We start from the raw sequence: 25,849 nt of genomic DNA, 5'->3' as shown, positions 1-25,849 counted from the left end.
GCTGTCCGCTCCTATTCCGCTGCTTCGGCGACCGGCGTCGGCCGAAAGTCGTCCGGGAAATGGTTGAGTGCACTCATCACTGGATATGGGGTGAAGCCGCCGAGAGCGCAAAGCGAGCCGAACTTCATTGTGTTGCAAAGGTCGGTGGCCAGCGCGATCTGCTTTTCCGGTTCGACGTTCTGGGCGAGCCTGTCCAGCACCTCGACACCGCGCGTCGAGCCGATGCGGCACGGCGTGCACTTGCCGCAGCTCTCGATGGCGCAGAATTCCATGGCAAAGCGTGCCTGCTTCAGCATGTCGGCGCTGTCGTCGAAAACGACGATGCCGGCATGGCCGATCAGCCCGTCCTTGGCGGCAAACGCTTCGTAGTCGAACGGCGTGTCGAACAGCGCGCGCGGGAAATAGGCGCCGAGCGGGCCACCCACCTGCACCGCTTTGACCGGGCGTCCCGTCGCCGTGCCGCCGCCGATATCGTCGACGATCTCGCCCAGCGTCATGCCGAACGCCGCCTCGTGGAGACCGGGATACTTGACGTTGCCGGCAATCTGGATCGGGATGGTGCCGCGTGAACGGCCCATGCCGAAATCCTTGTAGAAGGCAGCGCCCTTGTCCATGATCACCGGCACCGAGGCCAGCGAGATGACGTTGTTGATCACTGTCGGCTTGCCGAACAGGCCCTTGTGCGCCGGCAGCGGCGGCTTGGCCCGCACCTGCCCGCGCTTGCCTTCGAGGCTGTCGAGCAGCGCGGTCTCCTCGCCGCAGACATAGGCGCCGGCGCCGACCCGCACTTCCATGTCGAATGAATTGGCCGAGCCGAGCACATTGACGCCGAGCACGCCGGCCTTGCGGGCGATCTCGACGGCCTTCTGCATCACCGCCACCGCATGCGGATATTCCGAGCGGATATAGATGAAGCCCTTGGTCGCGCCGGTGGCGATGCCGGCGATCGCCATGCCTTCGATCAGCACGAAGGGGTCGCCTTCCATGATCATGCGGTCGGCGAACGTGCCGGAATCGCCTTCATCGGCGTTGCAGACGATGTATTTGCGGTCGGCCGACGTATCGAGCACAGTTTTCCATTTGATGCCGGTCGGGAAGCCGGCGCCGCCGCGACCGCGCAGCCCGGACTCGGTCACCTGCTTGACGACCTCGGCCGGCGTCATCGCCACTGCATTCTGCAGGCCCTTCAGCCCGCCATGCGCCTTGTAGTGGTCGAGCGACAGCGGATCGGTGACGCCGCAGCGCGCAAAGGTCAGCCGTGTCTGCCTTGCCAGGAACGGGATCTTGTCCGGTGCGCCCAGCCAGCGCTTGTGGTGGCCCCCGGTGAGGAAGCCGCAGTCGAACAGGCTTTTGACGTCGGATGGCTTCACCGGCCCGTAGGCGACGCGGCCAGTGGCTGTCGCAACCTCGACCATAGGCTCGAGGAAATAGGCGCCGCGCGAGCCGTTGCGCACGATCTTGGCCTCGATGCCGCGCTCGGCCAATTCCGCACGAACCGCCTTGGCAACCTTTTCCGCACCGAGCGCCAGCGCGCCGGAATCGCCGGGAATATAGATACGCGGGATCATGAGCGCACCTCGGCAACGATCTCGTTGAGCTTTTCGTCGTCGAGCCGCCCGATCACCTCCCCGTCCAGCATTGCCGACGGCGAGCAGGCGCAAAGGCCGAGGCAATAGACCGGCTCCAGTGTCACCGAACCGTCGCGGGTTGTCTCGTGGAAACCGATGCCCAGCAATGATTTGAGCTTGGCGGCAATCGCATCCGAGCCCATCGACTGGCAGGCTTCCGCCTGGCAGAGCTTCAGCACATGGCGGCCGGCGGGCTGGCTGCGGTAATCGTGATAGAAGGTGACGACGCCATGAACCTCGGCCCTGGAGATGTTCAGCGCCACGGCGATGATCGGCAGTGCGTCCTGCGGCACATAACCGAACTCTTCCTGTATGCCGTGCAGGATCGGCAACAGCGGGCCTTCGAGGCCTTTCAGCTCGTGGATGATCGCCGCCGTGCGCGATGCGATCTCGGTACTTGCTAGCTGCATCGTCATGCAGCGCCCTCCCTGGTCGTGGCGGTCTTCCGCTAAGTGGTTAGGAAATCAGAGGAAACCCGCCAAATCAATAAAGCCGATCCGTTGCTCGATAGAAATTTTCTATCGTTCGCGTTCACCAGCATTGTCTAGACTAGCGGCGGCCGTGGAAATCGTCCGCCAGCGCCATTGCCTCGTCCAACAGCGCCGAGACCAGCGGCGTGTGCGGTTCGCGCCGCGCCGCCACCAGCCCGACCGTGTGGCTGGCATCCGGCTCGACGATCGGGATCGCCCGGATCGGCTCGGAAAAACCGAAGGTTTCCGCAAGGTTAAGCGGCATGATCGACGACCATTTGCCGGTGCGGATATGCGAAAACAGCACGATCATCGAGTTGGATTCCAATGTCGGCCGCACCTGCACGCCGGCTTCGGCCAGATGCTGGTCGATGATGCGGCGGTTCTGCATGTCCGGCGTCAGCAGGCAGAGCGGCAGCTGGCTGAGTTCCGCCCATGTCACTTTGTCGCGGTCGAAATAGGGGTTCCCGACCGCGGTGATCAGCTGATAGCGCTCGTCATAGAGCGGCACGCTGGTGACGCGTCCGAGCGGCTCGTTGTCGAGATAGGTGATGCCGGCGTCGATGTCGAAATTGCCGAGCAGCGATAGCACCTCGATCGAGGTGCGCGACAGCACCGAGAAGGTGACGCCGGGGTGCTTTGCCCGAAACGGCGTCGTCAGTCGCGCCACCATGGCCAGCGCCGTCGGGATCGCGGCGATGCGGATGCGCCCCGACAGGCCGTGGCGCGCCGCCCGCATCTCCTCGCGCATGGTCCTGCTATCGCCGACGATGCGGCGCGCCCACACCAACACCTGCTTGCCTTCCGGCGTCAGCCCCTGGAAGCGCGAGCCGCGCAGCACCAGCATCACGCCGAGCTGACCCTCCAGCTGCTTGATGCCGGCCGAAAGCGTCGGTTGGGTGACGCCGCACACCTCCGCCGCCCGGCCGAAATGTTCTTCCCTGGCAAGTGCTATGAAGAATTCCAGCTTGTCGATCATGCCGTCGGAGCCTGTCATGGACGCTGTGTCCGATCTTAGCGCGCAAGGTCGGGGAAATCGCCTTCGGCCGCAAGCCGCCTGTGTAAATCGTCCGCATCCACATCTTTCAGCCGGCTTACTGTTTCCCGCGATGGAATGCGGCGCTATGTGGATGAGACGGGGTCGTGGACTGGACACGACGGGAGTACCGAACATGCTGGGCTGGTTCCGCAAGCTGCTGCCGCGCGAAGATCGCTTCTTCGACCTGTTCGAGCGGCATTCCCGCACCGTGGTCGGTGGCGCCGAGGCACTGCAGCAGCTTTTGCAGGGCAACGACATCGAGCGCTGGTGCCAGACGATCATCGATCTCGAGAACGAAGCCGATCAGATCACCGCGGAAGTGCTGCTGGCCGTGCGCCGCTCCTTCATCACGCCCTTCGACCGCGGCGACATCAAGGACCTGATCCAGTCGATGGATGATGCCATCGATATGATGCACAAAACCGTCAAGACGGTAAGGCTGTTCGAGAAGAAGGAATTCGACCCGCTGATGCAGGAAATGGGAGGTGTCATCGTCGAGGCCGCCAAGTTGGTGGCCGAGGCGATCCCGCTGCTCGGCAAGGTCGGGGCGCATACGGTGCGCCTCAACGCCATCGCCGAGGAGGTCATGCGCGCCGAAGGCCGGGCCGACGACCTGCACGAGCAGGGCCTGAAGGACCTGTTCAAGCGGCACGGCCGCAGCGATCCGATGGCCTATCTGATCGGCAGCGAGATTTACGGCCAGCTGGAAAAGGTGGTCGATCGCTTCGAGGACGTCGCCAACGAAATCAGCGGCATCGTCATCGAGAACGTATAGTGTCAGAAGCCGCAATAGCCTTTCCCGTGCTGGTCGGCCTTGTCGTCGTCGCGCTGTTCTTCGATTTCCTCAACGGCCTGCACGATGCCGCCAACTCCATCGCCACCATCGTCTCCACCCGGGTGCTGCGGCCGCACTATGCGGTGTTCTGGGCGGCCTTCTTCAATTTCATCGCCTTCATGTTCTTCGGTCTCCACGTAGCGGAGACGCTCGGAACCGGCATCATCGACGCCAGCATCGTCACGCCGGCAGTGATCTTCGCAGCACTTGTCGGCGCCATCGTCTGGAATGTCGTCACCTGGCTCGTCGGAATCCCGTCCAGCAGCTCGCACGCTCTGATCGGCGGTTTGGTCGGCGCCGGGGTTGCCAAGGCAGGCACCGGTGCCATCGTCTGGGCCGGGTTGGGCAAGACGACGGCGGCCATCGTGCTATCGCCGGCGGCAGGCTTTCTGCTGGCGCTTGTCTTGATCCTCGCGGTCTCCTGGCTGTTCGTGCGGCGGACGCCGTTCGCCGTCGACAGCACCTTCCGCGTCATGCAGTTCTTTTCCGCCTCGCTCTATTCGCTCGGCCATGGCGGCAACGACGCGCAGAAGACTATGGGCATCATCGCCGTGCTGCTCTATTCGCAAGGCATGCTCGGCGCGAATTTTTACGTGCCGCTGTGGGTCGTCATCACCTGTCAGTCGGCGCTGGCGCTGGGCACGTTGCTCGGCGGCTGGCGCATCGTCCACACCATGGGCTCGAAGATCACCCGGCTGAACCCGATGCAGGGTTTCTGCGCCGAGACCGGCGGAGCGATCACCCTGTTCGCCGCGACCTGGCTCGGTATTCCTGTATCGACCACGCACACGATCACCGGCGCCATCATCGGCGTCGGCGCCGCCCGCCGCGTCTCCGCCGTTCGCTGGGGCATTGCCGGTAACATCGTGGTGGCATGGATCGTCACCCTGCCGGCAACCGCGGCGATCGCGGCTCTCACCTACTTCGCGGTCGGTCTGGCAAGGTGATGTGAGCATCATGGCGCCTGGAGCCGCCTCTGGCGCGGCGACTACCGGTCCACAAGATTCAGGATGTTGCCGTCCGGGTCCCTGAACCATGCGACCTTCATGCCGTGACCGACATGGATGTCACCCTCAAGCGTCAGCCCGGGCATGTCGTAATGCTCGAAGGTCACGCCCTTCGATTTCAATGCCTCAACGATCTTGCCGAGTTCGTCGCCGACCGTCCATGTCACAGCCGTCGCCTTGTTGGTCCCAGCGAAGTTCGAACGGTAGACGTTGATGCTGGTGTCGCCGCTTTTATAGACGATCAGTTCGCCACCTTCATTGTGCACCTCTTTCAGGCCAAGGACCCCTTCGTAGAATGCCCTGGCCTTGGCCAGGTCCTTCACGGCGAGATTGGCCGTCGCGTTGCTGTTTGCGAGCATGATTCGTCTCCTTCCCTGGCTGTCATTCCATGCTCATGAAATAGGCTGCGCTGACGATTTGGCGACGGCTGCTCCCACTGGAAATGCCGTCATATGCTCGCTGCCTCCCCGATACGCCGCTGCAATTGGTGGTCCATCGCTTGGTTCTGTTCCGGAACTGCATTATCTGGAGCGGAAAAGTAGAGGAAAAACTCATGCCCGCCGCCAATGAAAACGTGACCAAGGAAATCGTTATCGAGCGCCTGAAGACGGTCAATGGGCCGGATTTCACCGGCAATATCGTCGACCTCGGCCTGGTTTCCGAGATTTTCATTGCCGATGCCAAGGTGTTCTTTTCGATAACCGTTCCCGCTGCCCGTGCCCAGGAGATGGAACCGCTGCGTGCGGCGGCCGAACGTGTCGTCAAGGCGATCCCCGGTGTTGCCGGCGCCGTGGTCGCGCTGACGGCGGAAAAGAAGGGCGGCGGCATGGAGGCGCCGGTTCCGCAAAGACCGGCTCAGAGGCCCGCTCCGCCGGCCGCACCTGCGCGTCCCACGCCGCAGGCGCCCGCCTCGCACAGCCAGGGCAAGCGCGGCGTACCCGGCATCGAAGCGATCATCGCCGTCGCTTCCGGCAAGGGCGGCGTCGGCAAGTCGACCACCGCCGTCAATATCGCCCTTGGGCTTGCCGCCAACGGGCTGCGGGTCGGGGTGCTCGATGCCGACATTTATGGCCCTTCCATGCCGCGTCTGCTCAACATTCGTGGCAGGCCGCAGACCGTCGACGGCAAGATCCTGAAGCCGATGCAGAATTATGGCCTCAAGGTCATGTCGATGGGCTTCCTCGTCGATGAGGAGACGCCGATGATCTGGCGCGGGCCGATGGTGATGTCGGCATTGACGCAGATGCTGCGCGAGGTCGAATGGGGACCGCTTGATGTGCTCGTCGTCGACATGCCGCCCGGCACCGGCGACGCCCAGCTGACCATGGCCCAACAGGTGCCGCTGGCCGGCGCCGTCATCGTCTCGACGCCACAGGACCTGGCCCTGATCGATGCGCGCAAAGGCCTCAACATGTTCAGAAAGGTCGACGTGCCGCTATTGGGTATCGTCGAAAACATGAGCTATTTTCTCGCCCCCGATACGGGAAAACGCTACGACATCTTCGGCCATGGCGGCGCCCGCCGCGAGGCCGAGCGTCTCGGCGTCACCTTCCTTGGCGAAGTGCCGCTCGAGATGGGCATCCGCGAAAGCTCCGATGCCGGCACGCCGGTGGTGGTCTCCAAGCCGGATGGCGCTGAGGCGAAAATCTATCGCGACATCGCGGCCAAGGTCTGGGACCGCGTCAATGAAGAGCGCGGCGCGGCCGAGGCTGCAGTGCCGAGCATCGTGTTCGAGTGATGCGGATGTGCCTCCCCAAGTGGGCCCCTTGAGGGGGAGGGTGGCCGGAAGGGTCAGGTAGGGTCCGCGGCGACGCGCTCCAACTCTCCGGGATAGCGGGCTGACAAACCACGATCCCGTCTGGCGCGGAGGCAGATGTATGTCTTTCGTACCAAAGAGCGGATTCGGATGGCGCGTGCCCCTTGCCTGCTCCCGCGGGTTGTCATATCGATTTGTCATACAAATACGGAGACCACGATGGCAGGCGCCCCCACCCACAAGAAAAAATTTCGCTCGCAGGAGTGGTTCGACAATCCCGACAATCCGGGCATGACGGCACTCTATCTGGAGCGCTACCTGAATTACGGGCTGACGCGGGCCGAACTGATGTCCGGCAAGCCGCTGATCGGCATCGCCCAGACCGGCTCGGACCTGTCGCCCTGCAACCGCCATCACATCGAACTGGCCAAGCGCGTGCGCGAAGGCATCGTCTCGATGGGTGGCATCCCTTTCGAGTTCCCTTGCCACCCGATCCAGGAGACCGGCAAGCGGCCCACTGCTGCACTTGACCGCAACCTTGCCTATCTCAGCCTGGTAGAGGTGCTCTACGGCTATCCGCTCGACGGCGTGGTGCTCACCATTGGCTGCGACAAGACGACGCCGGCCATGCTGATGGCCGCGGCCACCGTCAACATTCCGGCTATCGCGCTTTCGGTCGGCCCGATGCTCAACGGCTGGCACAAGGGCAAGCGCACCGGCTCCGGCACCATCGTCTGGGAATCGCGCCAGCGCCTGTCGGCCGGCGAGATTGGCTATGACGAGTTCATGGATATCGTTGCCTCCTCGGCGCCGTCGACCGGCTATTGCAACACGATGGGTACCGCCACCACGATGAATTCGCTGGCCGAGGCGCTCGGCATGCAATTGCCGGGCTCGGCCGCTATCCCCGCCCCCTATCGCGAGCGCGGCCAGATCGCCTACGAGACCGGAAAGCGCATCGTCGACATGGTGCATGAGGATCTGAAGCCGTCCGACATCATGACCCGTAAGGCCTTCGAGAACGCCATCGTCGTCAACTCGGCGATCGGCGGCTCGACCAACGCGCCGATCCACCTCAACGCCATCGCCCGCCATCTCGGCGTGCCGCTCGACAATGACGATTGGCAGAAGGTCGGCCTCAACATACCGCTCATCGTCAATCTGCAGCCGACGGGCGAATATCTCGGCGAGGACTATCACCATGCCGGCGGCGTGCCGGCCGTGGTCGCCGAACTGATGAAGGGCGGCCTGCTGCCCTATCCGGAAGCCATGACAGCTAATGGCAAGACCATCGGTGACAATTGCAGGGGCGCCGTCAACGAGAACCTCGACGTCATCCGCACGGTTGCCGAGCCGCTGAAAGCCAATGCCGGCTTCATCAATCTCAAGGGCAATCTGTTCGATTCGGCGATCATGAAGACCAGCGGCATCTCGCCCGAGTTCCGCGAGCGCTATCTGTCGAACCCGAAGGACCCCGAAGCCTTCGAGGGCAACGCCATGGTGTTCGACGGGCCCGAGGATTACCACGCCCGCATCGACGATCCGGCACAAGGCATCGACGAGCACACCATCCTGTTCATGCGCGGCGCCGGCCCGATCGGCTATCCGGGCGGCGCCGAAGTCGTCAACATGCAGCCGCCGGCCTATCTGATCAAAAAGGGCATCCACGCGCTGGCCTGTATCGGCGACGGCCGCCAGTCGGGCACGTCGGGTTCGCCCTCGATCCTCAACGCCTCGCCGGAAGCCGCCATCGGCGGCGGGCTGGCGCTGCTGAAGACCGGTGACCGCGTCCGCGTCGATCTGCGCAAGGGCACCGCCGATATCCTCGTCAGCGACGACGAGATCACGCGGCGGCGCACCGAACTGCAGAACAATGGCGGCTATCACTATCCCAAGCACCAGACGCCGTGGCAGGAGATCCAGCGCGGCATGGTCGACCAGTTTTCCGAAGGCATGGTGCTGAAGCCGGCGGTAAAATACCAGGATGTGGCTCATACAAGCGGGGTGCCGAGGGACAATCACTGACCAGGGTCCGTCGCATGAGCCAGCCGCCGGTGCAGGCAATTTGCCGAGGTCAGCGCCAGGAGGGGTAGGGGTGGGGTCACATCGCAGAGCGAAAGCCTCGGCTTTCCACCTGCGATAGCCTGCCGCTAATGGGCAGAAATGCCCGGCACAGGGTTGGACGCGGTCATTTGTCAACAGCGATTGCTCCCGCGAGAACGGCAATGCTTGACAAGCGAGCGCGACAAATCCACGATCATCGCAAGGGGTTAATCGCGACGACCCCGTGAGGCGTCAGCCCAATGTTCGCGTCCAAGCTTCTCTTTCCAGGAGGTGGACGCCATGCCGTCGACAACAACCATCACCGTACCGCAACTATCCCGTCTGATTGGTCTGCCGGGTGCACCCGCGATCATCGATGTCCGCATCGACGATGACTACAACGCCGACCCGCGACTGCTGCCGGGGTCGGATCGGCGTGATTTCAGGACTGTCTCGAACTGGGCTGCCGACTTCGCCGGCTGGCAAGTGACAGTCGTCTGCCAACAGGGAAAAAAGCTCTCGCAAGGCGTGGCCGCATGGCTGCGCCACGAGGGCATTGCCGCCGAATCGCTCGACGGCGGGTTTGAAGACTGGCGCGACGCCAAGGGGCTTCTTGTTGACGCCCGCAAGATACCGCCCCGCGACGCCAAGGGCCGCACCGTTTGGGTGACGCGTACGCGCCCGAAGGTCGACCGCATCGCCTGCCCCTGGCTGATTCGGCGCTTCATCGATCCTCACGCGGTCTTTCTCTTCGTCGAGCCGGCCGAAGTGTCGGCCGTCGCCGATCGCTTTCAGGCCGTGCCTTTCGACATTGAGAACGTGTTCTGGAGCCACCGCGGCGAACGCTGCACCTTCGACACCATGATCGAGGAGTTCGGGCTTAAATCCGAAGCACTCGATCGCTTGGCCACGATCATACGCGCCGCCGATACTGCGAGCCTCGATCTTGTTCCACAGGCGGCCGGGTTCCTGGCTGCCTCGCTTGGCCTGTCACGGATGTTTCGCAACGATCTGGAGCAGCTCGAGGCCGGCATGCTGCTCTATGATATGTTCTTCCGCTGGTGCCGCGATGCCACCGAGGAGACGCATAACTGGCCGGCCGCCGGCGCAGTCAGCGCGGGCAAACCATCGTGAGCGCCGTCCTATCGAAAAAGCCGGCGGAGATTCAGGAGCCCGCTGTGCCGAGCTTCCGGCAGGCCGTGAAGGTCTGGGCGAAAATCGGCGTGCTCAGCTTTGGCGGCCCGGCCGGGCAGATCGCGCTCATGCACAAGGAACTGGTCGAGGAACGGCGCTGGATCGGCGAACAGCGCTTCCTGCATGCGTTGAACTACTGCATGTTGCTGCCTGGCCCCGAGGCCCAGCAGCTCGCCATCTATATCGGCTGGTTGCTGCACAAAACGGCCGGCGGCCTTGTTGCCGGCATTCTCTTCGTCGTGCCGGGCGCGCTTGTCATGCTCGTCCTGAGCAGCCTCTATGCGCTCTATGGCGATGTACCACTCGTCGCGGCGCTGTTTTTCGGGGTCAAGGCGACCGTGCTCGCCATTGTCATCGAGGCGGTGATCCGGATCGGCAGACGCGCGCTGAAAAACCCGATCATGGTGTCGATCGCACTCGCTGCCTTCATCGCCATCTACGCGTTGAACGTGCCGTTTCCGCTGATCGTCCTGCTTGCCGGCCTGACAGGCTGGATCGGCAACCGTAGTGCGCCGGCATTTTTTTCAGCCGCATCGCAGGGCAAGGGCGATGTTCCCGACATCAAGGGCGCGGTGGATCTGATGTTCGAGCGCGGTGAACTGACCCACGTCAGGCCGACGCGATGGCACGCGCCGCGCACTTTGGCGATCTGGCTGCCGATCTGGCTGGGGCCTGTTCTGCTGGTCTGGGCTTTCACCGGCCCTGCCAGCGTCTGGACGCAAATCGGTGGCTTCTTCAGTGTCATGGCGGTCGTCACCTTCGGCGGCGCCTACGCAGCCCTTGCCTATGTCGCGCAGGCAGCGGTCGAGTACTTCGGCTGGCTGGCACCCGGTGAAATGGTCGACGGCCTTGGACTTGCCGAAACCACGCCGGGTCCGCTCATCCTGGTCTTGCAGTTCGTCGGCTTCGTTGCCGCGTTCCGCCAGCCGGGCTTGCTGGCGCCGCTGGTTGCCGGACTGTTTGGCGGGCTGTTCACGCTGTGGGCGACGTTTACCCCATGTTTCCTATGGATATTCCTTGGCGCGCCTTACATCGAAGCGCTGCGCGGCAACAAGGCGCTGTCGGCGGCGCTCGGTGCGATCACCGCCGCCGTCGTTGGCGTCATCATGAATCTCGCTCTATGGTTCGGCTTGCACGTCATCTTCGGTGAAGTGCGCAATGTCGGGCTTGGAATGGACGTGCCGGTGCTTTCATCGATAGACTGGCGGGCGGCGCTGCTTTCCTGTGCCTCGATGATCGCCATTCTGAAGCTGAAGATCGGTATGCTGCCGACGCTTGCCGGATCGGCGCTGGCCGGTGTCTTGTTGCTGGCGGTAAGTAGCTGATGCCTGCAAGGACTTGAAGCGCATCGCCTGAATCTACTTAAACGCGACGCTTGGATGCCGCTGCCTTTGTATTCCGCTTGTGAACCACCTAACTGGTTGGGAACGGTTGGACCATTATGGCGCAACGGCGTTCTTCCCTCGGCTTCCTTGGAATGTTCGGTCGCTCGGGCGACTTGAGGCAGCTCGACGATGCATTGCGCGGCGCCGATCTGCATCCCGCCCTTGTGCCGGAGGGGGTAAAACTCACGATCGTCAATCCGATGAAGGATCACTGGCCCGACGAGCCGCCGCCGGGCATCTATGCGTCGGTGGCACAATTGTGCAGCTATTGCATCGCGGGTCCCGAAACCTTCGAGCAAGCCAATGGCCATCAACGGACGCTGGAAGCCGAGCGCCGCATCGAGGCGGCACTTGAGGCCGGCGACAGCTTCGACGCACAGATCGTGCTGATGACGCTGCATGCCAAGCTGATCAACGCCGAAGTCGTCGACCGATACGGGCTCAGCGCGGAATGACGCGACAGGCAAGATCTGCCGGATCCCCCCGCGGCAGCCGAGTCGATCAAGCCCGGCTGATCTCCTCAAGATACCAGCCGATGTAGCGCAGTTCGTTGTATTCCATCGGCGCGATCGGCCCCGGCACGAAATAGTGCGAGCGCACGCCACGCGCTGTGTGCTCGATGATCTTCTTGTCCTCTTGGGTGGTGACCTTCCACAGCCAGGTCAGCTTCTCCAGATCGTAGTCCTGGCCCTCGACCGCGTCGCCGCGCACCAGCCAGATCAGCTCCATCTCGCAGGTGCCCGCCGTTTTCGGGATGAAGCGGTAGATCATGCCGTGATCGGGATAGCAGACGAGGAAGGTCGTGCCGCCGAGATGGATGGAGGTGACGCCACCGTCATAGTCGGTGAATCGGCCCATCAGCGGGGCCACCGGCGAGCCATCCTGGCTGCCGCTCGAAACGCCATCATAGAGCGCATAGCGGAAGGTATGGATTGCTTCCTGACCGGCCGCCGAGTTCTGCCAGCGGTTGGCGCTGCCGATCTCGATGCCGAGCGCGCAGGTGCGCTGCTCCATCGCCGCGTTGAGCTGCTCGATCATCTCGGCCGGCTTTTCCAGCGCATGCGTCTGCGAATATTCCGGATGCGCCGGCCCGCAATGGTAGCATTCGACATAGTTCTCGACGGCGAGCTTCCAGTTGGCGTCGAGCGGATAGGACTGGCGATACGCCACCTTGGCGTCGCCCCAGCCATACTGGCCGCAGCTTGTGCGCAGCGACTGTTCGATTGGATCGAAATCGAGCGGCGTCTCCGCGAAGGAAATGAAAACCAGCCCGGAGGCAACGCGGACATGAAGCTTCTTCAGCCCGTGCGCCGTGCGGTCGAAATCCTTCGGCATCAGGCGGGCAGCGCGCAACGACCCGTCATTGGAATAGGTCCAGGCGTGGTAGGGACACACGAACATCTTCGCGTTGCCCTTCTCCTTGGTGCAGACCTCGGCGCCGCGGTGGCGGCAGACATTGAGCATGGCATGCACGGTGCCATCCATGCCGCGCGTCAGGATGACCGCCTCGTCGCCCAATTTGAACAGCTCGAAATCGCCGGGGTTCGGGATAACGCTGGCATGGGCCAGGCAATGCCAGTGGCGGCGAAAGACACGTTCCATGTCACGCTCGAAGATCGCCGGGTCATGATAGAAGGCACGCACCAGGCCGTGGCCGGGCCGGTGAGACGCCACCAGCCGATCGATCGCGTCGCCGTCGGTGTGGGCTTGCAGGATAGGATGCGCACTCATTTGTCGTTCTGCCCGATGGTTGGTCCTGGGGCAATTCCAGGAAAACTGTGAAGCGGTTTTCCGTCCGGAATTGGCTCTGGGTGGTGGCTGTATGGCTGCACGAACTCGTCTCCGGTCAGCCGCCCATATGCGTGCGCGGCAGGTGGATCAGGCTGCCGAAGCGGGCACGCAATCTGTCGTCGACCTGTTTTGGCACGTGGCGCGGAAATCGTTCGGCAAGAATGCGTTTCTTCTCGGTGATCGCACGCAGCAATATATCAGGTCGGCCTTTTTCGTTCCATTCCTTCGGTGAGGAACGATCGGCGAAGGCGGGATAGAAATGCTCGGTCTGCATCAGCTTGAGCGTTTGTTCGTTGTCGAGATAGTGGCCTGGGCCTTTGAGGCAGACCTCGGCGATGTTGTCGATCGACAAGGCCTCGTCAGTCACGTCGATGCCACGTGCGCAGCCCAGGCAATGACCGAGCATGTCGTTGTCGATGACCAGGCTCTCCAGGCAGAAGCCGAGCAGCGAGGCATGCATGCCGGCCGCCTCGTAGACGAGGTTGAGGCCGGAGAGGCCGGCCATCACATTGGTGATGCCCTTTTCGTAGCCGGATTGAATGTCGGGCAGTTTCGAATCCGTCATGCCAGCGGCCGAGCCGCCGGGCAGATCGTAGAATTGCGCCATCTGGGCGCAGGCCGCGGTTGCCACCGACTGCTCGGCCGACCCGCCGGCCATGGCGCCGGTACGCAGGTCCGACATGAACGGCCAGGCGCCGAAGATCGCCGGATGGCCCGGCTTGAGCGCATTGACATAGACCAGGCCGGCCAATACTTCGGCCACCGCTTGCACGACGGCGCCGGCCATCGCCGCGGGTGCTGTGGTGCCGGACTGGCCGGTCGAGAGCAGCAGGATCGGGATGCCGCCTTCAACGCAAGCCTCGAGCACGCCGCAGGCATCCTCCGCGAACTTCATCGGCGGCACGACGAATGAGTTAGAGTTAGAAACGAATGGCCGGGCGCGGAAATTCTCCTCGCCGCCGGCGATGGCGTACAGCATTTCAAGCGCCGGCTTCACGTTCTCACGCACGGTGAAGGATGTTCCGACGTGCTTCGATGTCCCCATCACACAGGCATAGAGCGTGTTGAAATCCATCTCGAGCGGATCGGCGATGTCGCGCGCCACCATCGGCCGCTGGAAGAAATGGATGTTGTCCAGCCCATCGACGATGCGGGCAGCATCATAAATGTCCTGCAGCTTGGATTCGCGGTACTCGCGCTTCTCCAGATCCACCAGGTGCACGGCGATACCTGCCGTGCCGTAGTGCACGCGCTTGCCCTGGACCACCATGTCGTGCCTGGCGTCCTGGCCATGAAGTGTGAAATGTCGTGCCGCCCGCTTGATGGTGTCGAGCACTAGCGCGCGCGGAAAGCGCACACGGTCGTCGTCGCCATGGACCGCCCCCGCCTTGGTCAGCACCTTTATGCAGGAAGGGATGGCATTGGCGAAACCCACCGTCTCCAGGAGCGTCAGCACGCCCTCGTGGATGCGCTCGCAGTCATCCCCGCGCAGCGGCCCGTAGCTGCCGCCCTCGATGGCCTGGTGTCGTGGTCCGGTGTCCTCCATCAGAGGAGCTGATCGCATGGCATGTCCTGTTTCGCGAAGACCGGAGCGCTGTGGACGACGGTTCGCCGGCGTGTCCTGCTGTTCGACAGCCACTGGCATGGAAGCACTCCACCTTCATCGGCAGGAACGCGCGGCGGTTGGTCCACCATCGGCCTGCTTCGTCCCTCTACACAGCGACTATGCCGCCGGCATTGGCACAGCCTATGTGCCAGCCGGTCCCGTCGAATATGCCAAGGAGCTAAAGAACCGGAGCCGCACCACATGCGCCAGGCTCCGGTCGGGGAAGGGAGATCAGGCCGCTGCCGGCCTGCGTCCAGCTGCGGTCGCCAGTTCGCGGATGCCGGGTTCGATGTGCTGCAACGCGATCGAGGAAATGCCCAAGCGCATGAAACGCGATGGCTTTTCGGTGCGGTCGAAGAAGCGGTCGCCAGGCTCGATGATGACGCTGCGCGAGGCCGCGGCCTCCGCCAGCCCGCGCGAATCGGTGCCGCGCGGCCCCTCGAGCCAGAGCGACGTGCCGCCGGCCGAATCGGTCGAGCGCCACTCCGGCAGGAAGGCGGAAATCGCATGGACCAGACGCTTCCGCCTCTCGTCGAAGGCGCTCGACAGCCGCCGCACCAGCGCCTCGTGATGGCCGAGCGACAGGAAGAGCGCCACGGCGCGCTGGTTGTTCGCCGGCGGATGGCGCAGCATGAAGCGGCGTAGCGCCCGAAGCTCGGAGATCAGCCCGGCCGAGGCGACGATGTAGCCGAGCCTCAGGCCGGGAGCCAGCGTCTTCGACATCGAGCCGACATAGATGACGCGGCCGGAGCGATCGAGGCTCTTCAGCGCCTGCTGCGGCGCCTCGTCCAGGAGCTGGCTGTCATATCCGTCCTCGATGATGATCTGGTTGTGCCGGTTGGCGCGCGCCAAAAGCTCCTGCCGCCGCTCTGCCGACAGCGGCACCATGGTCGGGCAATGGTGGCTGGGCGTGACGAAGACGAAGCCGGAATCATTGGGAATGGCCGAGGTTACGATGCCGGAGTGGTCGACCGGAACCGGCTGGATCTCGGCGCCGGCCAGCCGGAAGATCGAACGTGCATCGGGATAGCCCGGGTCCTCCATCGCCACCTTGGAGCCCTTGGTCATCAACAGCGTCGCCAGCATGTAAAGCGCGTTCTGCGCGCCCAACGTCACGATGATCTCGTCCGGATTGGCGAAGATGCCGCGTCGCGGCAGCAGCCGTGCCTGGATCTGCTCGATCAGGAGCGGATCGTCGCGGTCGACCATGTCGGATGCCCAGTTGCGGATTTCGAGCACCGCCAACGCCATGCGGTTGCACTCGCGCCATTCGGCGGTCGGGAACAGCGCCGGGTCGAATTGGCCATAGACGAAGGGGTATGACGACTTGATCCAGTTGTCGTGCTTGGCCGGCGGCGGCATGTCGCTCGCCGCGATCTGCCGACGCGCCTTCCAGTCGATCTCGTTGGCCTGGTCGGGCGCCTTCTGATGCGGCTTGGCCGGCGTCGCCAGCACTTCGGGATTGACGAAATGGCCGCGGCGCTCGCGCGCCACCAGGAAGCCCTGGTCGACCAGTTGCTGGAAGGCCAGCACCACGGTGCCGCGCGCCACGCCGAGTTTTTCGGCAAGAATCCGGCAGGACGGAAGCGGCATGGAAGCCGCGATCTGCCGGTCGAGGATGGCGGCGACGATCGCCTGGCGGATCTGCGCCTGCAGGGTCTGACCGGATTCCGCCGAAATCCGGAACAGGCCGGACCAAATGGCCGTGTCGTTTCGCTGTGGCATGGGAGATGTTCCTCGATGGCCAGCTTTTTTCACATGGCTGGACCAGTCGAATGTACCGGTGGCACAAGGTGTTGCGCCAATCAATTTTTCTGATCGCTGGGATTTATGCCAGTGATCCTTTGAGCCGACCCACGCTGCGCTGCGGCATCGCTGCGCATTGAAACAGATGGGATTCGACCCGATAGTTTGCCGCGACGACACGCGCCGGAAACATCCGGCCTGATAAGATGCATCTCAAGAGACCGGAGCGAAGCAGTGGATCAATCGTCCTTTCAAAAGCAGCTCGACGCATTGCGCGATCACCGTGCGGCCAAATCGGGCTCGATGCGCGAGGCTTTCGCTGCCGATCCGCAGCGCTTCGAGAAATTCTCCGCCAGTGACGGCGACCTGCTGCTCGACTGGTCGAAATGCGCGGTCGATGCGCGGACTATGGAGTTGCTGGAGAAACTGGCTGAGGCCGCTGACCTTGAAGGCCGGCGCGACGCGATGTTTGCCGGCAAGAAGATCAACGTCACTGAAGGCCGCGCCGTGCTGCACACGGCGCTGCGCAACCTGACCGGCAAGGGCATCGTGCTCGACGGCCAGGACGTGAAGGCGGAAGTCCTTGCCGTACTCGACGCGATGGGTGCCTTCGCCGACGCGGTGCGTTCCGGCAAGGCGGCCGGCGCGACCGGCAAGAAGATCACCGACATCGTCAACATCGGCATCGGCGGCTCCGATCTCGGCCCGGCCATGGCGACGCTGGCGCTGGCGCCCTATCATGACGGGCCGCGCGCGCATTACGTATCCAATATCGACGGTGCCCATATCCACGACACGCTGAAGGGTCTTTCCGCCGAAACCACCCTGTTCATCATCGCCTCCAAGACCTTCACCACGGTCGAGACGATGACCAATGCCGAAACCGCGCGCAGATGGGTCGAGAAGGCGCTCGGCAAGGAAGCGGTCGGCAAGCATTTCGCCGCCGTCTCGACGGCGCTCGACCTGGTCGCCAAATTCGGCATCGCGCCCGATCGCGTCTTCGGCTTCTGGGACTGGGTCGGCGGGCGCTATTCCGTCTGGGGTGCGATCGGTCTGCCGGTGATGATCGCCATCGGCCCGAAGGATTTTCGCGCCTTTCTCGACGGCGCCCATGAGATGGACGAGCATTTCCGCACCGCCCCGCTGGCGAAGAACCTGCCGGCGCTGATGGGGCTGATTGGCTGGTGGCACCGCGTGATCTGCAAATACCCCGCTCGCGCCGTCATCCCTTACGATCAGCGTCTGTCCAGGCTGCCGGCCTATCTGCAGCAGCTCGACATGGAATCGAACGGCAAGAGCGTCACCCTGGACGGCGGCCCTGTACCGACACCGACCGGCCCGCTGGTCTGGGGCGAGCCCGGCACCAATGGCCAGCATGCCTTCTTCCAACTTCTGCATCAGGGCACCGATTTCATTCCGGTCGAATTCCTCGCCGCTGCCGTCGGCCACGAGCCGGAACTGAAGCATCACCACGACCTTCTGCTTGCCAATTGCCTGGCGCAGTCGGAAGCCTTCATGAAGGGCCGCACGCTTGAGGAAGCCCGAGCGCAGATGCTGGCGAAAGGCATGAAGCCGGCCGATGTCGACAGGATTGCTCCGCACCGCGTCTTCTCCGGCGACCGCCCCTCAGTGACGATCCTCTACAGGAAACTCGACCCTCACACATTCGGACGGCTGATTGCGCTTTACGAACACCGCGTCTTCGTCGAAGGCACGCTGTTCAACATCAACTCCTTCGACCAGTGGGGCGTCGAGCTCGGCAAGGAACTGGCGACCGGGCTGCTGCCCGTCGTTGAAGGCAAGGAGAACGCCGCAAAGCGGGACGCCTCGACTGCCGGACTGGTGGAATACATCCACCGCTTGCGCGGCCCGGAGTGAAAAGCTTGGCGGACATCAAGGGAATATTGTTCGACAAGGACGGGACGCTCGTAGATTTCAACGCGACATGGCTGGGCATCGCCGACTTCATGGCGATGGATGCGGCCGAAGGCGATCGCTGGAAAGCAGACAGGCTGCTTGCGGCGGCGGGTTTCGATTTCGCTACCAAGCGCTTCAAGCCGGATTCGATTTTTGCCTCCGGTACCAACATGGACGTCGTCGAGCTGTGGTTTCCACGGCTGTCCGACGAGGACCAGATGCTTGCCGTCGCCCGCTTCAACGCCATCACCTCGGCGCAAGGATCGGCAATGGCGGTGGCGCTGCCGGGCGTGGTCGAGACGCTTGGCCTGCTTCACAGAAAATCCTACCGGCTTGGTGTCGCCACCAACGACTCGACCAGCGGCGCGGAAAAGACCCTGGTCACGCTGGGCGTCGCGCAGCTTTTCGACGCCGCCTATGGTTACGACGCGGTGGCCAATCCAAAACCGGCGCCGGATACGATCCTTGCCTTCTCTGATCTGACGGGGCTCAGGCCCTCGGCAATCGCCATGGTCGGCGACAACCGTCACGATCTTGAAATGGCGCGGGCGGGCGGCTGCGGTCTGGCGGTCGGCGTGCTGTCCGGCACCGGCACACGTGAATCGCTGTCCCAGATAGCCGACGTCATTCTGGATTCGGTGGCCGACCTGCCTGATTTTCTTTCGGCGCGGGTCAGCGAGACAGTCTAGACTCGCAGCTAGCTGGTCCGAACGAGAACACGCCGCTCGGTTTCATCGCCGCATTCCTGCCTTCGCCGACATCCGGCACCTCGTATTCGGCCAGCAGGCGAAGCCGCGAGCGGGGCAGATAGGCGCGGCCCGGATCGCCGATCAGCACGGCGATGCCGGCTGCAAGGCAGCGGTCGAGGAAGGGGACGACCCGGCCGGCGAGATCATGGGCGTAGAACAGGTCGCCGACCACCACGACATCCACCGGTGGCGGCGGACCGCTGGTGATGTCTTCGCCAATGATCATGATAGCGACGCCGTTCGCAGTCGCGTTGAGGCCGAGCGCAACCACACCGTTGCGATCGATCTCGGCCGCGACGACCGCGCTTGCCCCGGCTTTTGCCGCTGCAATGCCGACGAGACCCGAACCGGCGCCGAGGTCGAGCACGCGACGGCCGGCCACGGTCTCCGGCCGGTCGAATATGTAGCGGGCGAGCACCGCGCCGCCGGCCCAGACATAGGCCCAGTACGGTGGCTCCGGTTCAGGTCCGTCTTCTTCGGTCGCATGTTGGTTCCATTCGAGAAGCCGCCTGAGCCCGCTTCCCGGATGGGCGGTGTAAAGCCGAATTTCGGGAAGCGCGGGCACGGGGGCGATCCGCATGTTCGCCCGGATGAACTGTGCCGGGTCCGGGCGCGAACCTATGCTCACGGCGTTGGCGCCGGCGATGCAATCGCTCAAGCTGCGCCTAGCCCCGCAACGCCCGTCGCAGGATCTTGCCGACCGGTGTCTTCGGCAGCTCGGTGCGGAACTCAATATACCTGGGACGCTTGTAGCCGGTCAGGTTCTCACGGCAATAAGCCGTCAGCATGTCGGCGGTCAGTGCCGGGTCCTTCTTGACGACGAACAGCTTCGGCACTTCACCCGAATGCTCGTCCGGCACGCCGATCGCCGCCACTTCGAGTACGCCTGGATGCTGCGCCACCACTTCCTCGAGTTCGTTCGGATAGACGTTGAAGCCGGAAACCAGGATCATGTCCTTCTTGCGGTCGACGATCTTGGTGTAGCCAAGGTCGTCCATAAAGCCCATGTCGCCCGATTTGAAGAAGCCGTCCTCGGTCATCACCTTGGCGGTCTCGTCCGGCCGGTTCCAGTAGCCGGCCATCACCTGCGGTCCGCGGATGCAGATTTCGCCGACTTCGCCGAGCGGCAAATTGTTGCCGTCGTCGTCGCGGATGGCGATCTCGGTCGAGGGCAGCGGCAGGCCGATCGTGCCGGTGTAAACGCCGTCGCTGAATTTGTTGATCGTTGCTCCCGGCGAGGTCTCGGTGAGCCCGTAGGCCTCGCTGATCGGGCAGCCGGTCAGCGCCTTCCAGCGTTCGGCGATGGCCCTCTGCACCGGCATGCCGCCACCCAGCGTCAGGATCAGCGGCTTGAAATCGAGCTTGCGAAAATCCTCATTATTGAGCAGCGCATTGAACAGCGTGTTGAGGCCCGGAAAGATGTGGATCGGGTATTTCTGCAGCTCCTTGACGAAGCCGGGAATGTCGCGCGGATTGGGGATGAGGACATTCTGCGCGCCTTGCTGCATGCCTACCAGCACGTTCGCCGTCAGCGCAAAAATGTGATAGAGCGGCAGCGCGCAGAGGAAGTTCAGATGCGCCGGCTTCGGCTTGACGGTAAAAGCGTCTTCGGCCCACAGCGCGTTCTGCGCGACGTTCGCCAAAATGTTGCTGTGCAAAAGCATCGCGCCCTTGGAGATGCCGGTCGTGCCGCCCGTGTATTGCAGGAAGGCGATGTCGTCGGCCGCGACCCTTGCGGGCCTGAAGGCCTTGCCGGTGCCCGCCTTCAGCGCGGCGTTGAACTTGACATGGCCGGGCAGCGACCATGCCGGCACCATCTTCTTGACGCGGCGTACAACGAAGTTGACGATCGTTCCCTTGAGCCCGCCGAGCATGTCGCCCATCGAGGCGACCACGACATGCTTGACCGCGGTCCTGGCGATCACCGCCTGCAGGGTGCAGGCAAAATTTTCGAGGATGACAATGGCTTGAGCGCCGGAATCCTTGAGCTGGTGCTCCAGCTCGCGCGGCGTGTAGAGCGGATTGATGTTTACCACGACATAGCCGGCGCGAAGCACTGCCATCATCGCCACCGGATATTGCAGCACATTCGGCATCATCAGCGCGACGCGCGCGCCCTTCTGCAGCCCCGTTGATTGCAGATAGGCGCCGAAGGCGGCCGACTGTCGCTCGAGGTCGGCATAGGTGATCGATTTGCCCATGCAGACGAAAGCCGGCCGGCTTGCAAACTGCTTGCACACGGTGACGAGAAAGTCGCCGATCGAGCTGGAGGGCAGGGCGCCGATCTCGGCCGGCACGATCTTTGGATAACTCTTGAGCCACGGTTTTTCCGGCAGGCCGGCGGCCAGCGACGTGATCGCCTTTGGTAATCTCTTGGCCGGACCTGCCGGCAGTCGTGGCGCTGTCGGCACTGCCTTCGCCGCCGGCTTGGCGGCAGACTTTGCAGCAGGCGCCGTCTTGCCGGTTGCCGGTTTAGCAGCCGCTCCAGCCGTGATCTTCGCCGCCGGCTTCGCGCTTGCCTTTGCGGTAGCCGTCGGCTTGGCGCCGGCCGCTTTTGACTTGACTGCTTTCGATGTTGCCTCGGCCTTTGCTTTCGCCGCGTTGGTTGTCTTTGCCGGTTTTGCCACCTGTCGCTCCCTCAATCGTTCTTATTGTTTCGGCATGCTTGCGCGCCACCACCGCCCTGATCACAACGATATCCCACGCTTGCCGCAATGTCCGGAACGTGGGAAATTCCGGCACGCTGCCCACCTATCTATGTATTGCCACAAGCGACGGCCGTGCAAGCCTCGCCACCTGGAGTGCGGTAAGACTTGCCGTCAAACCTCTCGGCCGCGACCGGTTTTCGGATGCGCATCTCTTGAACCGAACGGCTCGATTCCCACAATTGGCGGCATCGCCGATCAACAAAAAATTGAAGTCGCTAATAATGTCGTGATCTGCGGATTCGGCTCGTTTTTTCCACAATTTGCCGCGTCCCGGAATTTTTTTCTGCTTCCCGTGGGTTAGGCAAACAAGCAGTTCCAAAGCTAGAAAAACGGTGCTTATATGCGGCCTTCGCGAGCCTGATAGAGGGGCTTGGAAGAACATCAGGGAGTGCTCAATGAAAAAGAAACTGACTTTTGCAGCCGCGTTGCTGGCTGCAAGCGTCCTCGGCGGCATGGCCAATGCAAAACAACTGGTCTATTGCTCGGAGGCTTCGCCGGCCGGCTTCGACCCGTCGCCATGGAGCGGCGGCAACGACTTCGACGCCTCGTCGCGCACCATCTATTCGCGCCTGGTCGAGTTCGAGCATGGCAAGACCACCATCTCGCCCGGCCTGGCCGAGAGCTGGACGGTTTCCGACGACGGTCTCGAATACACCTTCAAGCTTCGCCCGGGTGTGAAATTCCAGACGACCGATTATTTCACGCCGACGCGCGACCTCAACGCCGACGACGTGATCTTTTCCTTCGAACGCCAGTGGAAGAAAGAAAGCCCGTGGTACAGCTATCTGGAAGGCACCGGCTGGGAATATTTCACCGGCATGGGCTTTCCCGATCTCCTGAAGGAAATCGTCAAGGTCGACGACCTGACGGTGAAATTCGTGCTGAACAAGCCTGAAGTCGCGTTCCTGCCGGACCTCGGCATGGATTTCGCCTCGATCGTCTCCAAGGAATATGCCGACCAACTCGACAAGGCCGGCACCAGGCAGCAGTTCACCCAGAAGCCGGTCGGCACTGGTCCGTTCCAGTTCGTCGACTATCAGGTCGATGCGGTCGTGCGCTATGCAGCATGGGACGGCTACTATGGCGGGCGACAGAAGATCGACGATCTGATCTTCGCCATCACGCCCGATCCGGCCGTACGCGCGCAGAAGCTGAAGGCGGGCGAGTGCGATATCATGTCATACCCGGCGCCGGCCGACATTGCCGGACTGCAGGCTGACGCGAACCTCAAGGTCGACGAGCAGGAAGGCCTGAACATCGGCTACATGGCTTACAACACGACGCAGCCGCCCTTCGACAAGGTCGAGGTCCGCAAGGCCCTCAACATGGCGGTAAACAAGAAGGCGATCATCGACGCGGTCTATCAGGGCGCCGGCGCGCCGGCCATCAACCCGATCCCGCCGACCATGTGGTCCTATAACAAGGACATCAAGGACGATCCCTATGATCCGGAGGCGGCCAAGAAGATGCTGGCCGATGCAGGCGTCAAGGATCTGTCGATGAAGATCTGGGCTATGCCGGTCAGCCGCCCCTACAACCCGAACGCCCAGCGCGTCGCCGAGTTGATCCAGGCCGACTATGCCGCCGTCGGCGTCAAGGCGGAGATCGTCAGTTACGAATGGACCGAGTATCGCCAGCGCGGCAAGGCTAAGGATCGCGACGGCGCCTTCCAACTGGGCTGGACCGGTGACAATGGCGATCCGGACAACTTCTTTTTCCTGCTCGGTTGCGATGCCATCGGCCAGTCCAATTATGCGATCTGGTGCAACCAGGAATTCGAAGCCCTGCTGAAAAAAGGCAAGGCGACGACGGACGTCGCCGAGCGCACCAAGATCTACGAGGAAGCTCAGGTGGTGTTCAAGCGTGAGGCTCCGTGGCTGACCATCGCCCACTCCAAGGTCTTCATGCCGATGAACAAGAAGGTGTCGGGCTTCGTTATGGACCCGCTCGGCATTCATCGGTTTGACGGCGTCGACGTCACCGAATAAGTCCTGAGAAATTGAACGGCGGCGCTGGACTTCCCGCGCCGCCGTTCTATGAAGCAAGATGCTCCGTTATCTCCTCCACAAGCTCGCTTTGATCATCCCGACCGTGTTCGGCATATCGCTGGCGGCGTTTGCTTTCGTCCGGCTTCTGCCCGGCGATCCTATCCTGGCCCTGGCGGGCGAGCGCGGCGTCAGCCCCGAGCGCTACGCCCAGCTCATCGAGCAGTTTGGCTACAACCGGCCCTATGTCATCCAATACCTGGAATATATCGGCAGGGTCCTGACCGGCGATTTCGGCATATCTATTGCCACCAAGCGGCCAGTGCTCGGCGAATTCCAGGCGCTGTTTCCAGCCACGCTGGAACTGGCGACAGTGGCGTTGATCATCGCCGTCCTGCTCGGCATTCCTGCCGGTATCTTCGCCGCGGTCAAGCGCGGCTCGTGGTTCGACCAGGCTACGATGGGTGTCGCGCTGACCGGCTATTCGATGCCGATCTTCTGGTGGGGGTTGCTGCTCATTATCTTCTTCTCCGGCTATCTCGGCTGGACGCCGGTTTCCGGCCGCATCGGCCTGCAGTATTTCTTCAGGCCGACGACCGGGTTCATGCTCATCGACAGCCTGATCTCCGGCAGGAGCGGCGCTTTCAAATCTGCCGTCAGCCATTTGATCCTGCCGTCGATCGTGCTGGCGACGATCCCGCTTGCCGTCATAGCGCGCCAGACGCGCTCGGCTATGCTCGAGGTGCTGGGCGAGGACTATGTCCGCACCGCGCGCGCCAAGGGCCTGGCGCCTCGCCGCGTCATCGGTCTGCACGCTTTTCGCAACGCGCTGATCCCGGTAGTCACCACCATTGGACTGCAGGTCGGCACCTTGATGGCGGGCGCCATTCTGACCGAGACCATTTTCTCCTGGCCGGGCATCGGCAAATGGATGATCGATGCCATCGGCAAGCGCGACTATGTCGTCGTCCAGAGCGGATTGCTGATCATCGCGCTGATCGTCATGGCGGTGAACCTGATCGTCGACGTGCTCTACGCCGTCATCAATCCGCGCATCCGGGTGCAGTGAGATGACCGACGAATCCGCCGCCGAAGCTACCGCCGCCTCCATCCCGACAGGCGGCAGGCAACGGGCTTTCGCCGAGTTCTGGCACTACTTCTCGATGAACACCGGCGCGGTCATCGGCCTTGTCGTGTTTTCGGCGCTGGTGCTGGTGGCGATCTTTGCGCCGTTCGTCGCCCCACATTCGCCCGACGAGCAGTTTCGCGATGCGCTGCTGGCACCCCCTGCCTGGCAGGAAGGCGGCAAATCGATGTTCCTGCTCGGCACCGACGCGGTCGGCCGCGACATGCTTTCACGGTTGATCTTCGGGGCGCGTTTCTCGCTGTTCATCGGTCTGGTGGTCGTTGTCTTCTCGCTCACCAGCGGCATCGTGCTTGGCGTGCTCGCCGGCTATTTCCGCGGCTGGGTCGACACTCTGATCATGCGCATCATGGATATCATCCTGGCCTTCCCGTCGCTGCTTCTGGCGCTGGTGCTGGTGGCGATCCTCGGCCCGGGCCTGTTCAATGCCATGCTGGCGATCGCGCTGGTGCTGCAGCCGCATTTCGCGCGCCTCACCCGCGCCGCCGTGATGGCCGAAAAGAACCGCGAATATGTCATCTCCGCCAAGGTGGCTGGTGCCGGTCATCTTCGCTTGATGGTGAGGACGATCCTGCCGAACTGCCTGGCACCGCTGATCGTGCAGGCGACATTGTCCTTCTCCAACGCTATTCTCGAAGCTGCGGCGCTCGGCTTCCTCGGTGTCGGTGCGCAGCCGCCGACGCCGGAATGGGGCACGATGCTCGCCTCGGCGCGCGAGTTCATCCTGCGCGCGCCTTGGGTGGTGACCTTCCCCGGACTTGCCATCCTGATCACTGTGCTTGCCATCAATCTGATCGGCGACGGCTTGCGCGATGCCTTCGATCCCAAGCTGAAGAGGTCATAATC

22 protein-coding genes are annotated in these 25,849 nt (G+C 63.0%); 13 read left to right on the top strand and 9 right to left on the bottom strand.

Features of this window, described 5'->3' with window-relative positions:
- Nucleotides 1-11: 11 nt before the first annotated feature.
- The 3 genes from NKH30_RS24465 to NKH30_RS24455 all read right to left on the bottom strand — a co-directional run bounded on the left by NKH30_RS24465 (nucleotide 12) and on the right by NKH30_RS24455 (nucleotide 3,077).
- Entirely contained in the window at nucleotides 12-1,568 is a 1,557-nt protein-coding gene (locus NKH30_RS24465; RefSeq protein WP_352997387.1) for a formate dehydrogenase beta subunit, read from the bottom strand.
- Nucleotides 1,565-2,044: a formate dehydrogenase subunit gamma gene (locus NKH30_RS24460; RefSeq protein ID WP_352997386.1), complete on the bottom strand. Its 480-nt coding sequence runs from the start codon at nucleotides 2,042-2,044 to the stop codon at nucleotides 1,565-1,567. The genes NKH30_RS24465 and NKH30_RS24460 overlap by 4 nt, the downstream gene beginning before the upstream one ends.
- A gap of 133 nt (nucleotides 2,045-2,177) precedes the next feature.
- Entirely contained in the window at nucleotides 2,178-3,077 is a 900-nt protein-coding gene (locus tag NKH30_RS24455; protein ID WP_352470186.1) for a LysR family transcriptional regulator, read from the bottom strand.
- A 193-nt stretch (nucleotides 3,078-3,270) separates the two neighbouring features.
- Here NKH30_RS24455 and NKH30_RS24450 point away from each other — a divergent pair, with 193 nt between their 5' ends.
- Nucleotides 3,271-3,912 (top strand): DUF47 family protein, encoded by a 642-nt coding sequence (locus tag NKH30_RS24450; protein WP_352469989.1) that lies wholly within the window; start codon nucleotides 3,271-3,273, stop codon nucleotides 3,910-3,912.
- Complete coding sequence (locus NKH30_RS24445; protein WP_352997385.1) at nucleotides 3,912-4,919, top strand: inorganic phosphate transporter; 1,008 nt, start codon at nucleotides 3,912-3,914, stop codon at nucleotides 4,917-4,919. The genes NKH30_RS24450 and NKH30_RS24445 overlap by 1 nt, the downstream gene beginning before the upstream one ends.
- A 41-nt stretch (nucleotides 4,920-4,960) precedes the next feature.
- On the opposite strand, the gene NKH30_RS24440 is transcribed toward NKH30_RS24445, so the two are convergent.
- Complete coding sequence (locus NKH30_RS24440) at nucleotides 4,961-5,338, bottom strand: VOC family protein (RefSeq protein WP_352469991.1); 378 nt, start codon at nucleotides 5,336-5,338, stop codon at nucleotides 4,961-4,963.
- 194 nt (nucleotides 5,339-5,532) lie between these two features.
- On the opposite strand from NKH30_RS24440, the gene NKH30_RS24435 reads away from it, so the two are divergent.
- The 5 genes from NKH30_RS24435 to NKH30_RS24415 all read left to right on the top strand — a co-directional run bounded on the left by NKH30_RS24435 (nucleotide 5,533) and on the right by NKH30_RS24415 (nucleotide 11,812).
- A complete protein-coding gene (locus NKH30_RS24435) occupies nucleotides 5,533-6,717 on the top strand; it encodes an Mrp/NBP35 family ATP-binding protein (RefSeq protein ID WP_352469992.1) in 1,185 nt (394 codons plus the stop codon).
- Nucleotides 6,718-6,954: 237 nt separating this feature from the next.
- The gene (locus NKH30_RS24430; protein ID WP_352613838.1) at nucleotides 6,955-8,760 is read left to right on the top strand and encodes an IlvD/Edd family dehydratase; all 1,806 of its coding nucleotides are present in this window, start codon (nucleotides 6,955-6,957) and stop codon (nucleotides 8,758-8,760) included.
- 318 nt (nucleotides 8,761-9,078) lie between these two features.
- Nucleotides 9,079-9,912 (top strand): chromate resistance protein ChrB domain-containing protein, encoded by an 834-nt coding sequence (locus tag NKH30_RS24425; protein WP_352997384.1) that lies wholly within the window; start codon nucleotides 9,079-9,081, stop codon nucleotides 9,910-9,912.
- Complete coding sequence (gene chrA, locus NKH30_RS24420; RefSeq protein ID WP_352997383.1) at nucleotides 9,909-11,297, top strand: chromate efflux transporter; 1,389 nt, start codon at nucleotides 9,909-9,911, stop codon at nucleotides 11,295-11,297. The genes NKH30_RS24425 and chrA overlap by 4 nt, the downstream gene beginning before the upstream one ends.
- A gap of 116 nt (nucleotides 11,298-11,413) precedes the next feature.
- The gene (locus tag NKH30_RS24415) at nucleotides 11,414-11,812 is read left to right on the top strand and encodes a hypothetical protein (RefSeq protein ID WP_352997382.1); all 399 of its coding nucleotides are present in this window, start codon (nucleotides 11,414-11,416) and stop codon (nucleotides 11,810-11,812) included.
- A 46-nt stretch (nucleotides 11,813-11,858) separates the two neighbouring features.
- Here NKH30_RS24415 and NKH30_RS24410 read toward each other — a convergent pair whose 3' ends face one another.
- The 3 genes from NKH30_RS24410 to pdxR form a co-directional block, all read right to left on the bottom strand.
- On the bottom strand, nucleotides 11,859-13,088 hold the full coding sequence (locus tag NKH30_RS24410) for an aromatic ring-hydroxylating oxygenase subunit alpha (RefSeq protein WP_352540459.1): 1,230 nt from the start codon (nucleotides 13,086-13,088) through the stop codon (nucleotides 11,859-11,861).
- A 115-nt stretch (nucleotides 13,089-13,203) separates the two neighbouring features.
- Nucleotides 13,204-14,793 carry a trimethylamine methyltransferase family protein gene (locus tag NKH30_RS24405; protein ID WP_352469998.1) on the bottom strand — a complete coding sequence of 530 codons (1,590 nt, stop codon included), beginning with the start codon at nucleotides 14,791-14,793 and terminating at the stop codon, nucleotides 13,204-13,206.
- A gap of 192 nt (nucleotides 14,794-14,985) precedes the next feature.
- On the bottom strand, nucleotides 14,986-16,479 hold the full coding sequence (gene pdxR, locus NKH30_RS24400; RefSeq protein WP_352997381.1) for a MocR-like pyridoxine biosynthesis transcription factor PdxR: 1,494 nt from the start codon (nucleotides 16,477-16,479) through the stop codon (nucleotides 14,986-14,988).
- A 255-nt stretch (nucleotides 16,480-16,734) separates the two neighbouring features.
- On the opposite strand from pdxR, the gene pgi reads away from it, so the two are divergent.
- Together pgi and NKH30_RS24390 are read left to right on the top strand one after the other, a co-directional pair.
- On the top strand, nucleotides 16,735-18,378 hold the full coding sequence (gene pgi / locus NKH30_RS24395; protein ID WP_352997380.1) for a glucose-6-phosphate isomerase: 1,644 nt from the start codon (nucleotides 16,735-16,737) through the stop codon (nucleotides 18,376-18,378).
- 5 nt (nucleotides 18,379-18,383) lie between these two features.
- Nucleotides 18,384-19,106: an HAD family hydrolase gene (locus tag NKH30_RS24390; protein ID WP_352448533.1), complete on the top strand. Its 723-nt coding sequence runs from the start codon at nucleotides 18,384-18,386 to the stop codon at nucleotides 19,104-19,106.
- On the opposite strand, the gene NKH30_RS24385 is transcribed toward NKH30_RS24390, so the two are convergent.
- A complete protein-coding gene (locus NKH30_RS24385) occupies nucleotides 19,090-19,824 on the bottom strand; it encodes a class I SAM-dependent methyltransferase (protein WP_352830379.1) in 735 nt (244 codons plus the stop codon). The two genes, NKH30_RS24390 and NKH30_RS24385, sit on opposite strands and share 17 nt — an antisense overlap.
- Nucleotides 19,825-19,831: 7 nt before the next feature.
- The gene (locus NKH30_RS24380) at nucleotides 19,832-21,463 is read right to left on the bottom strand and encodes a long-chain-fatty-acid--CoA ligase (protein WP_352769182.1); all 1,632 of its coding nucleotides are present in this window, start codon (nucleotides 21,461-21,463) and stop codon (nucleotides 19,832-19,834) included.
- 16 nt (nucleotides 21,464-21,479) lie between these two features.
- Between NKH30_RS24380 and NKH30_RS24375 the strand changes: the two genes are divergently transcribed.
- From NKH30_RS24375 to NKH30_RS24360, 4 genes are all read left to right on the top strand, one after another.
- Entirely contained in the window at nucleotides 21,480-22,175 is a 696-nt protein-coding gene (locus NKH30_RS24375) for a hypothetical protein (protein ID WP_352997379.1), read from the top strand.
- Between the two features lie 94 nt (nucleotides 22,176-22,269).
- Nucleotides 22,270-23,862: an ABC transporter substrate-binding protein gene (locus NKH30_RS24370; RefSeq protein ID WP_352448537.1), complete on the top strand. Its 1,593-nt coding sequence runs from the start codon at nucleotides 22,270-22,272 to the stop codon at nucleotides 23,860-23,862.
- 58 nt (nucleotides 23,863-23,920) lie between these two features.
- Nucleotides 23,921-24,928 (top strand): ABC transporter permease subunit, encoded by a 1,008-nt coding sequence (locus tag NKH30_RS24365; protein ID WP_023676822.1) that lies wholly within the window; start codon nucleotides 23,921-23,923, stop codon nucleotides 24,926-24,928.
- A gap of 1 nt (nucleotide 24,929) precedes the next feature.
- Nucleotides 24,930-25,847 carry an ABC transporter permease subunit gene (locus NKH30_RS24360; protein ID WP_023676823.1) on the top strand — a complete coding sequence of 306 codons (918 nt, stop codon included), beginning with the start codon at nucleotides 24,930-24,932 and terminating at the stop codon, nucleotides 25,845-25,847.
- Nucleotides 25,848-25,849 lie beyond the last annotated feature (2 nt).

Source organism: Mesorhizobium sp. M1273, assembly GCF_040318195.1.
Taxonomy (GTDB): domain Bacteria; phylum Pseudomonadota; class Alphaproteobacteria; order Rhizobiales; family Rhizobiaceae; genus Mesorhizobium.
This window is presented reverse-complemented; position numbering and strand designations above follow the sequence as displayed.